The following is an 11,897-nucleotide window of genomic DNA, read 5'->3' on the forward strand; positions in this document are numbered from 1 at the left end:
GCAGGCGAACGGCGCTAAAGCGCCGTCCCGTGCTCGATCTCCGCCAGTGATCGTCGCGCCATCGCCAGGTTCGTCTTGTTGCGATCGCATGCGAGGTAATAGAAGACCGCCGGGGTGCGGCGCAGCGGTCGGATGATGTGGTATTGCTTGCCCAAAGTGATGAGAATGTCCTCCAGCTCGTCGGCGAGGCGGAGGGCATTCATCGCCTTGAGCTTGGCCTGGACGACGTTGGTGTTGGCCGCCGCCGCGACCTCGATGTCAAAGGATGGTCCACCCCCGGCGACGGCCAGGGTCATGCCGCTCTCGCTGTCCACGAGCGCCGCTGCCACGGCCCCGTCGATCTCCATCGCTTTCTTGATCTGATTCCCCGTATTCCCCATGACAAGCTCCCCCGAGTCGGGATTGCATCTTCGCGAACATTTCATGCTCCGGCAAGAGCAAGTATTGCGGCGCGCGATTAGCTTGTGTAACGATTGGTGAACGTTCGCTAATGCTACGATGAGTTCGGCGGAACGACGAACCGACGCCGGTGAACACAATACGATCGCCGTTCGCCGGGCACAGGCGACGCGCGAGGGGCTGCGACCGCGGGTGAGCGTGGGCGCAGGTGCGGCGCCGGGGTGCGACACGTCCGGCGGGCCGGACGGTGTCCAGCCGGCGGGACGGCGACGGCGCGTCCGCGCGGGCAAGTCCTTGATTTGCTTCGCGGCCGCGGAGCACGGCGATTGTAGGGAGTGCGCCCGTGCTGACTCGCTCCTACTCCGCCAGCGTCCTCGGCGTCGAAGGTTTTGTCGTCACCGTCGAGGCGGACGTCGGCCTCGGCCTGCCGGGCCTCACTCTGGTGGGGCGGGCGAGCGGGGCGCTGATGGAGGCGCGCGAGCGGGTCCGCAGCGCGCTCGGCCACTGCGGGCACAAGCTCCACCCGCGCAAGCAGGTCGTCAACCTGGCGCCGGCGGATGAACGAAAGGACAGCCCGGGCATCGACCTCGCGGTGGCCTGCGCGCTGCTGGCGAGCCACGAGGTCGTGCCGGCCGAGCGGCTGCAGGGCCTGATGCTGTGGGGCGAGCTGTCGCTCGACGGCTCGCTGCGCCCGGCCGCCGGCACGCTGGTGATCGCCGACTGCGCCCGGCGCATGGGCTTCACCAGCCTGGCGGTCGCCGAGGCCAGCGCCGACGAGGCGGCGGTGCTCGGCGGGCTGGCGGTGCTGCCGGTCCGCGACCTGCCGCAGCTCGTGGCCCACCTCCGCGGGGATCGCGAGATCGGCGCGCACGCGGCCAACGATCCGCCGCCCAGGCCGCCGCGCGAGCTCCACGACCTCGAGGACGTGCGCGGGCTGGTGCTGGCCCGCCGCGCGATCGAGGTGATGGCGGCGGGCGGTCACAACGTGCTGCTCCACGGTCCGCCGGGCGTCGGCAAGACCATGCTCGCGCGGCGTGCCATCGGCCTCTACCCGCCGCTCGACGACGAGGCCGCGCTCGAGGTGACGAAGATCTTCGGCGTCGCCGGGCTGCGCGCGGTCGACGGGCTGGTCCGCGAGGTGCCGCTGCGAGCCCCGCATCACACCGTCAGCGTCGCCGGTCTGCTCGGCGGCGGGCCGTTCCTGCGCCCGGGCGAGGTCAGCCTGGCGCACCGCGGGGTGCTGTTCCTCGACGAGCTGCCCGAGTTCTCGCGCGGCTGCCTCGAGGCGCTGCGCGAGCCGCTCGAAGAGGGCGTGGTCCGGATCGTGCGCGCGCGCGGGAGCGTGGGCTTCCCGGCCCGGTTCCAGCTGCTGGCGGCCATGAACCCGTGCCCGTGCGGCTTCCTCGGCCACCCCGATCGCACCTGCGTCGACAACCCGGCGGCGGTGCTGCGCTACCAGCAGCGCGTGTCGGGGCCGCTGCTCGACCGCATCGACGTCGCAGTGTCCGTCACGCCGGCGCGGCCGGAGAGCTGCGCTCGGCCGACCCACCGGAGTCGAGCGCGACGGTGCGGACCCGCGTGACGCGGGCCCGCGCCCGCCAGCTCGCGCGGCTGCGCGGGACGCCGTGGCGCACCAACGCCGAGGTGCCGGCGGCGGCCGGGTCGATCGAACGCCTGTGCGCGCTGACGCCGGCGGCGGAGCGCCTGCTCGCCGCGACGGCCGAGCACCGCGGCTGGAGCCCGCGGACCCAGCACCGCCTGCGCCGGGTCGCCCGCACGCTCGCCGACCTCGCCGACGACGATCGCTGCCCGCGCGCCCCCGCGGCCGAGGCCGACGTGGCCCAGGCGCTCCACCTGCGCGCGCTGCCGGAGGCCGAATGAGCTGTCCGGACGGACATGTGCATACGGACATGTCGCACGCGACATGGCCGGAAGAGCAGCTCACGCGGCTGTCAGGTGCCGCCCATGGCGAGGACCTTGCGGCCCTCCTCGAACAGGATGGCGCACTTCTTGGCCTCGATCACCTCGAGCACCACGCCCTTGCCGAACTTCGGGTGCGACACCGGGTCGCCGGCGGCGAAGGTCTCACGCATCGAGTAGGCCTTGATCGGCGTGCCGCCCTGGTGCGCCAGGTCCTCCATGCGCCGCAACCACTCGCGCGCGCCGGCGCCGGCCGGGGGCTGAGCGCCGAGGGCTTGGCCGCCGCGGGCTTGGCCGCCTTGGGCGGCTTGGGCGGCGGCGGGTTGCGAGCGGCGGCGCTGCGGTTCACCACCGCCGGCTGGCTCGGCGCTTCTGTCCGCGAGGGCAGCTTGGGCGCGTGGTACATGTGCTGCCCGCCGCAGCTCTTGCACTCGACCCGCTTCGGCCCCTCGTTGCCCGGCTTGAGCGCGACGACGACGTGAATCGTGTCGAGGCGGCACTTGGTGCAATAAGCGTCGATGTCTCCGCCGACTTTGAAAACCATGGATTGATCGAGCAGCAGAGTAATGCAGGCCCGCGCCGACGGCCATGGGCTCGGCGTGAGCTGAGCAGCGCTCGGCGAGGACACGTGTCCGCGACCGGGTGGCGCCTGCTACGCGAGGCACGGTCGACGCCGCTCCTGCCCGCGGAACGCCGCGCACGACCGGTGCGGTATCGGCGCGAGCCGCGGCCTTGGGAAGCGAGCCCTTGCGTGCGATCTTCAAGGGCCGAGGAGGACGCTCGTGGACACCGCGCTCGAACAATTCGCAGACCTCGACGGCCGCCTGGTCGACGCCGCCAAGGACATCAAGGTGCTCAGCCAGCTGGCCTGGCCGCCGCAGGTCGGCGCCGAGTTCCTCGCCCGCTGGCACGCCGGCGATCCCCGGCTGCCCGCGGTCGAGCCGCCGCGCGTGCGCTTCGACTCCAACATCCGCGCGCTGGCCTCGATCATGCGCGAGTGCGACCGAAACCACCCGTCGGCCGCTACCTCTACCGCACCGCCCGCAGCTACAAGCTCGCGGCGGCGATGATCGAGGAGGCCGGCACGCCCGAGTTCACGGTCCGCTCGATCGAGCTCTACGGCGGTCCGCGCGACCCCGTCGGCCCCGGGCAGGTCAGCAACCTGTCGGCGGCCGAACAATTCCTGGCGCTGACCGACGACTTCCGCGCCGAGGGTTACATCCCCGAGCAGGACTTCTTCGTCACGCCCGAGCAGGCGGCCGACGCGCTGCGCGAGCGCATCACCCCGGTGTTCGGCGACCTGCCGATCGCGGTCGTCGTCGACCCCGACATGGCGGCCAAGGCGGCCGCCGGCCCGACGCGCGTGCGCCTGCGCGGCGCGACCTGCTTCAGCCCCTACGACGTGGCCCAGCTCGTCGAGCACGAGGTGTTCGTCCACTCGCTGACCGCCCTCAACGGGCGCGAGCAGCCGCACGTGCGCTCGCTGGGGCTCGGGGCGCCGCGGACCACGGCCACGCAGGAGGGCCTGGCGACCTTCGCCGAGATGATCACCAACGCGATCGACCTGGCCCGCCTCCGCCGCCTGGCCCTGCGCGTCAAGGCCGTCGACCTCGCGCTGTCCGGCGCCGACTTCATCGACCTGTTCCGCTTCTTCCACGACGCGGGTCAGGACCCGGGCGAGAGCTATCACTCGGCGGCGCGGGTGTTCCGCGGCGGCGACGTCGCCGGCAAGGTCGTGTTCACCAAGGACATCGTCTACCTGCGCGGCCTCCTCGGCGTGCACACGTTCTTCCTCAAGGCGATCCAGAGCGGCCGGCCCGAGCTGCTGCACCACCTGTTCTCCGGCCGCATGGCGCTCGGCGACGCCATCGAGCTCGACCCGTTCTTCCGCGCCGGAGCACTCGCGCCGCCGCGGTTCGAGCCCTCGTGGGTCAAGAGCCGCGCCACCCTGGCGGCCTTCCTCATCTACTCGGTGCTCAGCACCTCGCTCCGGCTCACCGGCGTCGAGCTCACCGACTTCGCCGCCGACGCCACCGACATGGCCACCTGAGGTGGGCCGCCCGGCGCATGGCGATCGGGACATGCCCGACAGGTCAGGTGTTCGCCGCGCGGGCCCGGCCGGGAGGCAGCTCACGGCGCATGGCGATCGGGACATGCCCGACAGGACAGGTGTTCGCCGCCTGGGCCCGGCTGGGAGGCAGCTCACGGCGCATGGCGATCGGGACATGCCCGATCGGCCAGGCGTCAGCCCGGCATCAGCGACGACTTGAAGCCGAGCGTGACCCGCAGCCGCTGCCCGGGGGTGTCCACCGTGTTGCCCATGGTCGTGTGCGTGTCGAGGTTGTTGTCGATCGCGTTGGGCTCGGAGCCGGCGATGTAGTTGTCGCCGAGCCCGACGAAGCTGGCGAGGAAGCTGCCGAACTCGAACTCGTTGTTGTCGAAGTTGAGCGAGATCTCGGCCAAGTTGAGCCCGCCACCGGCCGGCAGCTTGGCCCCGAACGAGCCCGCGATCGTCAGATAGCTGCCCAGCGGATCGAACACGCCGTCCACGTCCGAGTAGTACACGTCGTAGAACTCGACGCTGGTGCCCTCGATGTCGCGGTTGGCGTTGCTCAGCGGGTCGGCCAGCAGGGTGTTGAGCTCGGGCCCGTCGACCGAGAAGGTGAACTCCATCACCCCGCTGGTCGACTCGTAGAAGGTGATCGACACCAGGCCAGGGATGTCCTTCACCGGGATCGGCATCTCCGCCGGCAGGTCGAGCTTGGGCCCGACGGTGGTGGTGGTCGACGGGTCGACCGGCTCGGTGGTCGAGGTGTCGACCGCGGTGGTGAGCGCGGTGGTGGTGCCGGGCTCCTCGGTCGTGCCGGTGGTGGTCGTGGTGATGGTGCCGGTGCTCGCGTCGCCGGTGCTCGTCGGGGCGACGTCGCCGCTGCTGCTGCTCGAGGTCGAGGCCGGCGCGGTGGTGCCGGTGGGCGCGGTCGCGGTGTCGGTGGCGTCGGCGCGACCATCCGGGCCGCAGGCGGTGAGGGCAGCGAGGACGAGGCCGAGGCGATGCACGTGCATGACCCCGTGTTTCACGCCGCGGCCCGGCGTGTCAAACCCGGTCGCGTCGCTGCGCAGGCCCGCGCGCATCGGCGCTGCCACGCGCGAGCTTCAGCGACCGAGAGTTCGCACGTCGCCGCGGCGATTGACGTGCCGCCGCCCGCGGGCCTCGCTGACGACGAAGCCACGGCCGTCGTCCGCCAGCGCGACGGCGACCGGCAACCAGAAGCGCGCCTGCTCGCAGTCGCCGTCGACGTCTCGGGCGTCCCGGGACAGCCGGCCAGCAGCGCGAGTCGATGGCTGCGCAGGTCGTAGCTCCACACCACGTGGTTGCGCGTGTCGGCGATGACCAGCCACTCGCCGTCGCACGCCAGCCCGCTCGGGGTGAACTCCTGGACATGTGCGATCGTGCAGATGTCCGCGAGCGTGAGCGCCGTGTTGACCACGCCCGCGCGAGTGTCGATGCTGCGCACCGCGCCGTTGCCGGTGTCGGCGACGAACAGCAGCGAGGCGCCGCCCTCGGTCAGCGCCCGCGGGCCGTGAAACCGGGCCTTGCGCCGCGGGCCGTCGATCCGCCCCGGGGCGCCGCGAGACCCGGCGTAGACCGGGTCGGCCTCGGTCGCGCGGGTGCCGATGAAGTGCTCGGCGGCGTCGCAGTAGAAACGAGGCGCGGCGGCGGTCGACATGGCCCGCCCGCCAGTGTGCGCGATCCCGCCAGAGCCGCCAAGAGGTGGCGCGATTTCGCACTAGCTCCCTCAATGGGCCGTCAGCGCCGGTTCTGGGCCCGGTTGAGGTCGGGTACGATGGCCGGCGATGCCCAGGCGGACGACCGCGAGCGAGGGGCGAGTGGAGCTGACCTGGCCCGGCAAGGTCCCGCTGCCCGCCGCCGTCTCGCCGGGTCCGTTGACGCTGCGCGAGCGCGTCGGCGAGGCGAGCGGCTGGCAGGACCGGCTGATCTGGGGCGACAACTCGCTGGCCCTGGCGGCGCTGCGCGAGGAGCTCGGCGCGGCCGTCGACCTGGTCTACATCGACCCGCCGTTCGACGTCGGCGCGTCGCACTACTTAAGGAAGGGCGAGGTCGAGGTCCTGGCCTACCGCGACACGTGGGGCGGCCCCGGCTACCTGTCGATGCTGTACCCGCGCCTGGTGCTGCTGCGCGCGCTGATGAAGCCGACGGCGACGATCGTGGTCCACGTCGGCATGCAGGTGTGCCACCACGTGCGCGTGGTGATGGACGAGGTGTTCGGCGCCGACAACTTCGTCAACCAGGTCGCGTGGAAGCGCTACTCGGCCCACAACGACGCCGCCCAGGGCGCGCGCCGGCTCGGGGCGGTCCACGACGTGCTGCTCATCTACGGGATGGGCCCGGAGCGCACGTGGACGACCTTGCGCGCGCCGTACGACAAGGACTACGTGGCGAAGTGGTACCGCCACGTCGAGCTCGGGACGGGCCGCCGCTTCATGTCGAGCCCGCTCACGGCCCCCGGCGGCGCGGCCAAGGGCAACCCGAGCTACGAGTTCCTCGGCGTGCGCCGGTTCTGGCGCTACGGCCAGGCGACGATGGAGGAGCTGCATCGCAGCGGCCGGGTGTACCAGAGCCGACCGGGCGCGGTGCCGCGGCAGAAGCACTACCTCGACGAGCAGGAGGGGGTGCCGCTGCAGGACGTGTGGACCGACATCCGCGCGCTGCAGGGGACGCACACCGAGCGGGTCGGCTACGACACGCAGAAGCCGGAGGCGCTGCTCGAGCGGATCGTCCACATGTGTTCGCGCCCGGGCGACCTGATCCTCGACGCGTTCGCCGGCTCCGGCACGACCGCCGCGGTCGCCGCTCGCTGCGGGAGGCGCTGGGTGGTGATCGATCGCTCGCAGCCGGCCTTCACGGTCATCCGCCGGCGCCTGCGCGCGATGACGCAGCGCGGCGAGGCCGGCCCGTTCGCGGTGTTCGACGCGATGCCTGCCGCCCGCCGCGCGCTGGCCCTGCGCCTCGGCGAGGCCGAGCTGCGCGCCCGCCTGCTCGCGCTGCACGGCGCGACGGCCTGGTCCGAGGGACAGGTCACGGCGCGGGCCGTCGTCGGAGAATCGGGCGACGCATCCGGAGAATCGACATGGCCCGAGGGACAGATGCATGGGCGGCGCGGCGAGGCGGCCGTGGTGGTGGCGGCCAGCGAGCAGCGACCGACCGCCGGCGACATCGCGCGCTGGCAGGCCGCGGCGCGAGCGGCCGGGGCCGCGGCGCTCGAGGTGATCGCGTGGGTCTTCGACCCCTCGGTGCACGACGTGGAGGCGCCCGGGGTGACGCTGTGGGAGGTGCCGCGCACGTTCGTGGAGGACGAGGCGATCGGGCCCACGCGAGTCTCGCGGCTGTCGCTCGCCGTCGAAGTGACGGCTGGGGTTCGAGCGATCCGGCTCGCCGACTACGCCGCACCGGACAGCGCCGGCTGCTGGGCCCACCTGGGCGTCGACGCGATCGTCGAGTGGGCGATCGACGACCGCGGCCAGGATGGCGTGTTCACCCCGCGGTGGTCGACGCAGCGCGGGCGCGACGGCGCCATGGAGTCGTCGTCGCCGGCGATCGCGGGCGAGGGCAGGGTCGTGGTCGAGGCGGTCGACGCGGCCGGACGGATCTCCAGGCGGGCGATCGGCTGAGTCGGCGTCGCAAGCCCGGGCGTCGAGCACCGCGAGGCGGGAGCCGTTCCGCGAGATATCGTCGATGCGCGCGTCGAGAGGTGTGGAAGTACGCGTGGGCTCGTTCGAATGTATGCACTCTGGCCGCTGATTCGCCGGAGCCGTCCGCCCGGCGTGAAGAACGACGGTTGAATCGCCGTGCAGCGATGATTCGGGCTGCCTGTTCGGATGACCTCAAAGACAGGTGCGAGGGGACGAGCGCAGGTCGGCGCGTCCGTGCCACGACGCGGGCCTTCGGCGAGCGGTCGCCCGGCCCGGGGCCGCTCGCGCGCCACCGAGCGGGCGACGCCGCCGCGGCCGTGACCTGGCAAGCGGACTCGGCGGAGGTGCGCTCGCCGTCAGGGCCGCCGCACGGCACGGCGGCGAGCGCCGCGGGCGAGGTCTGGCGGAGACGGGGTGCGTCGGGCGGCGCGTCGTCGTGCGGACGCAGCGCCTTTGCGATACCCTCGCCCCGCCGCGGGCCTGCGCCCGGGCCCAGAGGACGCGATGAAGCAGCACATCGAACAGATCACCCAGCTCCTGCTCGGCGCCGCGTATGCCGACAAGCGCCTCGCCGGCGCCGAGATCACGCGGATCCGCTCGCTCCTGTCGACATTGCTCGGCGGGGCCGAGGTGCCCGACGCGCTGCTCCGGCTGATCAACACGTTCAGCCCGGCCGCCTTCAACGTGCAGCAGGTGGCCGCCGGACTCGACGGCCTGAGCCAGGAGGACAAGCGCAAGCTGCTCGAGCTGGTCGCCAGCGTCAACGACGCCGACGAGGAGCTCGACCTCGCGGAGGACATCTATCTGCGCACCGTCGCCGCCGCGCTCGGCCTGCCGCAAGAGGAGTTCTCCGACCTCACGCTCGAGATCCTCGGCGGCGACGAGCTGCACGGCCTGCTGGTCTGATCGGCGGAGCTCCGGAGCATCCGCCGCGCGCGGCGATCGGCAGCACCGCGGCGAGAGAGATGCGCAGTCCGGTTCATGGGAAGGAGAGGCCGGTGAGCTGCTCGGACACGCGCCAGAGGTGTTCGGCGGCGGCCCGGTCTTCCGCTCGCGGCGGAACCTTCGCCAGAGCCGGAGCGCCACGCATCTCGTTCATCTTGTTCGGACCGTAGTAGCGCCGGCGCTCGCCTCGGGCGAGGTCGCGGCGAACAGCGTCGGGAGAGCGCCCTGCGACGCGGGCTGGAACAGGAACCACAGGAGCGTCCGCGAGATGCCGGCGGCGCTCCAGCGCCCGGGCGCGTTGTGCAGGAGATCGGTGCGCGAGATGCCGGGGTGCGCGGCGATGCTGGCGACGCCCCACCGATTCGCCTCGCTGCGCCGCTGCAATTCGAAGGCGAACATCAGGCAGGCGAGCTTCGACTGGCCATAGGCCCGCATCGGGGCGTAGCTGCGCTTCGCCTGCAGATCGTCGAAGTCCATCGCAGCGTCCCGCGCAGCGACGCTCGACAGCGTGACGACGCGTGGACTCGCCCCGTTTCGCAGCAGCGGCATGAGCTGGGCCGTCAGGGCGAAGTGGCCGAGATAGTTGGTGCCGAACTGCAGCTCGAAGCCATCCGAGGTCTCCTGCCGCCGCGGCGGCGTCATCACGGCGGCGTTGTTGATCAGGAGATCGAGCCTGTCTCGCCGGCCCCGCAGGCGAGCGGCGAACTGCGACACGGACTCGAGGCTGGCGAGATCGAGCTGCTCGAACCAGACAGTCGCCGAGGGCACCTCCGCGAGGACTCCGCGACTGCGTCCGCCCCTCTCTGCGGGTTGCGGCCCGCGATGATGACCTCTCCGCCGGCCCGCGCCAGCGCCAGGGCGTCCTCGAGCCCGAGCCCCCCGGTGCCCGTGACGACGGCCAAACGGCCCTTCTGGGCCGGAATGTCGGAGGTCTTCCAGTTCGCCATGACGTTACCCCGGTGACGAGGATCGCTTTGGGCCTCGAGCTTCATGGCGGTAGCGTAAGGACCACCCGAGCCGCGAAAAAGAGCGCGCCCGCCGACACACTGTCTGGTAGTTCCAGACAATGAGCTTCGACCTCGACTCTCTCAAGGTCTTCGTCCGGGTCGCCGAGCTGCAGAGCTTCACGCAGGCCGCTCAACAGCTCGGCATGCCGAAGGCGCGGGCCTCGGCGCACGTGCAGAGGCTGGAGGGCGAGCTCGGGGCGCAGCTCCTCCGCCGCTCGACGCGGGTCGTTCGCCTCACTCCCGAGGGAGAGTCGCTGCTGAAGCGTGCCCACGGCTTTCTCGCGGAGGCCGAGGAGATCGGGGCGCTGTTCCAGGCGGGTCGCGGGCTGCGGGGAGGGTGCGCGTCGAGCTTCCCGTCCTCATCGCGCGCGAGTACGTGATCCCCCGCCTGCCCGAGCTGCTCGCGCGCCATCCGCAGCTGCAGCTGGAGATCTGCGCGAGCGACCGAATCGTGGCAGCGCTGCGCGAGGGCTTCGACCTCGTGCTGCGGGTGGGGCCGGTCCTCGAGCCGGAGCTCGTCGGGCACCGTCTCGGCGAGGCGCCGATGATGAACTGCGCGAGCCCCTCGTACCTGCGCCAGCATGGAACTCCGCGCACACTGGAAGATCTACGCGACCACCTCGTCGTCCACTACGCCACCGACTCGGCCCCGGTCTTCGAGTACTTCGACGGCAAAACGTACAACGAGCTGCCGATGCGCAGCGCGGTGACCGTCGACAACTTCGACGCGTACGAGGCGGCGTGCATCGCCGGCCTGGGCATCGTGCAGGTGCCGCGCCCCGGGCAGGAGCGGCACGCGAACAAGCTCGTCGAGATCCTGCCGGAGCTCACCGCGCGACCGGTGCCCATCACGCTGCTTCACACGCACGGGCGCTCGGCACCACGTCGCGTGCGCGCCGTGATGACCTGGCTGACGGAGCTGCTCTCGCCCCTCGTGCGCGAACTGGTGAAGTCTCGTTGACGTGGAGCTCGACAAGGTCGCAGGGCGTGGCCGCCGATGCCGGGTCGACGCGGACCCGATGACCGTGCGGAACGGGCGCTGTCCACGGAGGTGCACGCGAACGGTCGCGGCGAGCCGAACACGGAGGAGGCATGTCCTGGGCGACATGTCCTTATGGCCATGGCCGATCGCCCGGGCTCTGGTCGGACAGCCATTCGTCGAGGAAGCGGCGCACCGCGTCGGCCTTCAGGGTGTGCCCGTGGCCGGGGTCGATCTCGCGGACTCCGCTGTCGATCATTCGCTGGAGGTGCCGGTGGGCCGCGTCGACGTCGGCGTGGAAGTAGTGCAGCGCCGGCTTCGTCCGCGCGCCGAAGCGGCCGCGGACGAGGTCGCCGCTGAGAGCGCGCCCGTCGTCGAGGACCACGGCGAGCGAGCCGGAGGTGTGCCCGGGGACGACGATCACCTTGCCGGCGACCCCGTACGGCCGGAGGTCGAGGGTGTCGGCGACCTCGATGTCGGGTGCGTAGCCGGGGTACTCCTGGACGACGAATGGCATGACTCGACGGCCGGGCGCGCCGGTCGGCTGCAGCCGGTCGTTGTGTCCGGCGCGGTTCATCGCCGCGTCGCCGACGCCCCCGGCGATCGGCGCACCGGTGGCCTCCCGCAGCGCCGCGCCCGAGCCGGCGTGGTCGGCGTGGCCGTGCGTCACGACGATCAGCGCGACGTCCGACGGCTTTTTGCCGCGCCGCGCGAGCGCCCGTAACACGCGCTTCTCGTTGCCGGGCACGCCCGTGTCGACGAGCACCACCCGCTCGCCGAGCAGCAGGTAGTTGTTGACGAACTTCCGCTCCATGCGGACGATCTCGACGCCGCCCGGGGGGCAGTGCCCTTGTCCCCGGCGGCGCAGCCGGTAGCGAGGACTGCGAACAGCGCGAGGGCCCCGAACGTCGTGCGAATGAACTTCATGCGGCGAC

Annotated in this window: 14 protein-coding genes and 1 pseudogene; 9 read left to right on the forward strand and 6 right to left on the reverse strand. The window is 71.9% G+C overall.

Annotated elements, in window-relative coordinates; translation table 11 throughout:
• Positions 1-14 precede the first annotated feature (14 nt).
• Positions 15-347 (reverse strand): hypothetical protein, encoded by a 333-nt coding sequence (locus OV079_RS48970; protein ID WP_267777179.1) that lies wholly within the window; start codon positions 345-347, stop codon positions 15-17.
• Positions 348-742: 395 nt separating this feature from the next.
• Here OV079_RS48970 and OV079_RS48975 point away from each other — a divergent pair, with 395 nt between their 5' ends.
• Positions 743-1,981 (forward strand): YifB family Mg chelatase-like AAA ATPase, encoded by a 1,239-nt coding sequence (locus tag OV079_RS48975; protein ID WP_267777186.1) that lies wholly within the window; start codon positions 743-745, stop codon positions 1,979-1,981.
• A complete protein-coding gene (locus OV079_RS48980) occupies positions 1,978-2,280 on the forward strand; it encodes a magnesium chelatase subunit ChlI family protein (protein WP_267777187.1) in 303 nt (100 codons plus the stop codon). Before OV079_RS48975 ends, OV079_RS48980 begins: the two co-directional genes overlap by 4 nt.
• A 71-nt stretch (positions 2,281-2,351) precedes the next feature.
• On the opposite strand, the gene OV079_RS48985 is transcribed toward OV079_RS48980, so the two are convergent.
• Positions 2,352-2,540 carry a hypothetical protein gene (locus tag OV079_RS48985; RefSeq protein WP_267777189.1) on the reverse strand — a complete coding sequence of 63 codons (189 nt, stop codon included), beginning with the start codon at positions 2,538-2,540 and terminating at the stop codon, positions 2,352-2,354.
• A gap of 78 nt (positions 2,541-2,618) precedes the next feature.
• Between OV079_RS48985 and OV079_RS48990 the strand changes: the two genes are divergently transcribed.
• The 3 genes from OV079_RS48990 to OV079_RS49000 all read left to right on the forward strand — a co-directional run bounded on the left by OV079_RS48990 (position 2,619) and on the right by OV079_RS49000 (position 4,369).
• A complete protein-coding gene (locus tag OV079_RS48990) occupies positions 2,619-2,801 on the forward strand; it encodes a hypothetical protein (protein WP_267777192.1) in 183 nt (60 codons plus the stop codon).
• A gap of 300 nt (positions 2,802-3,101) precedes the next feature.
• Positions 3,102-3,389 carry a hypothetical protein gene (locus OV079_RS56875; RefSeq protein ID WP_267777193.1) on the forward strand — a complete coding sequence of 96 codons (288 nt, stop codon included), beginning with the start codon at positions 3,102-3,104 and terminating at the stop codon, positions 3,387-3,389.
• The gene (locus tag OV079_RS49000) at positions 3,317-4,369 is read left to right on the forward strand and encodes a tyrosine/phenylalanine carboxypeptidase domain-containing protein (RefSeq protein ID WP_267777195.1); all 1,053 of its coding nucleotides are present in this window, start codon (positions 3,317-3,319) and stop codon (positions 4,367-4,369) included. Before OV079_RS56875 ends, OV079_RS49000 begins: the two co-directional genes overlap by 73 nt.
• Before the next feature lie 194 nt (positions 4,370-4,563).
• On the opposite strand, the gene OV079_RS49005 is transcribed toward OV079_RS49000, so the two are convergent.
• Together OV079_RS49005 and OV079_RS49010 are read right to left on the reverse strand one after the other, a co-directional pair.
• The gene (locus OV079_RS49005) at positions 4,564-5,382 is read right to left on the reverse strand and encodes a hypothetical protein (protein WP_267777196.1); all 819 of its coding nucleotides are present in this window, start codon (positions 5,380-5,382) and stop codon (positions 4,564-4,566) included.
• An 11-nt stretch (positions 5,383-5,393) separates the two neighbouring features.
• On the reverse strand, positions 5,394-6,047 hold the full coding sequence (locus tag OV079_RS49010) for an NHL repeat-containing protein (RefSeq protein ID WP_267777199.1): 654 nt from the start codon (positions 6,045-6,047) through the stop codon (positions 5,394-5,396).
• Positions 6,048-6,174: 127 nt separating this feature from the next.
• On the opposite strand from OV079_RS49010, the gene OV079_RS49015 reads away from it, so the two are divergent.
• Positions 6,175-8,010 carry a site-specific DNA-methyltransferase gene (locus OV079_RS49015; protein ID WP_267777202.1) on the forward strand — a complete coding sequence of 612 codons (1,836 nt, stop codon included), beginning with the start codon at positions 6,175-6,177 and terminating at the stop codon, positions 8,008-8,010.
• 525 nt (positions 8,011-8,535) lie between these two features.
• Positions 8,536-8,937 carry a TerB family tellurite resistance protein gene (locus tag OV079_RS49020; RefSeq protein ID WP_267777204.1) on the forward strand — a complete coding sequence of 134 codons (402 nt, stop codon included), beginning with the start codon at positions 8,536-8,538 and terminating at the stop codon, positions 8,935-8,937.
• Between the two features lie 73 nt (positions 8,938-9,010).
• Here OV079_RS49020 and OV079_RS49025 read toward each other — a convergent pair.
• Positions 9,011-9,923: pseudogene (locus OV079_RS49025) on the reverse strand (SDR family oxidoreductase).
• A gap of 119 nt (positions 9,924-10,042) precedes the next feature.
• Here OV079_RS49025 and OV079_RS49030 point away from each other — a divergent pair.
• Positions 10,043-10,363: a LysR family transcriptional regulator gene (locus tag OV079_RS49030; protein ID WP_267777208.1), complete on the forward strand. Its 321-nt coding sequence runs from the start codon at positions 10,043-10,045 to the stop codon at positions 10,361-10,363.
• Positions 10,360-10,944, forward strand: coding sequence for a LysR substrate-binding domain-containing protein (locus OV079_RS49035; protein ID WP_267777210.1), 585 nt, complete (start codon positions 10,360-10,362; stop codon positions 10,942-10,944). The genes OV079_RS49030 and OV079_RS49035 overlap by 4 nt, the downstream gene beginning before the upstream one ends.
• Before the next feature lie 151 nt (positions 10,945-11,095).
• Here OV079_RS49035 and OV079_RS49040 read toward each other — a convergent pair whose 3' ends face one another.
• The gene (locus OV079_RS49040) at positions 11,096-11,776 is read right to left on the reverse strand and encodes an MBL fold metallo-hydrolase (RefSeq protein ID WP_267777212.1); all 681 of its coding nucleotides are present in this window, start codon (positions 11,774-11,776) and stop codon (positions 11,096-11,098) included.
• Positions 11,777-11,897: the final 121 nt, after the last annotated feature.

This window comes from Nannocystis pusilla (assembly GCF_026626665.1).
GTDB lineage: Bacteria > Myxococcota_A > Polyangia > Nannocystales > Nannocystaceae > Nannocystis > Nannocystis pusilla.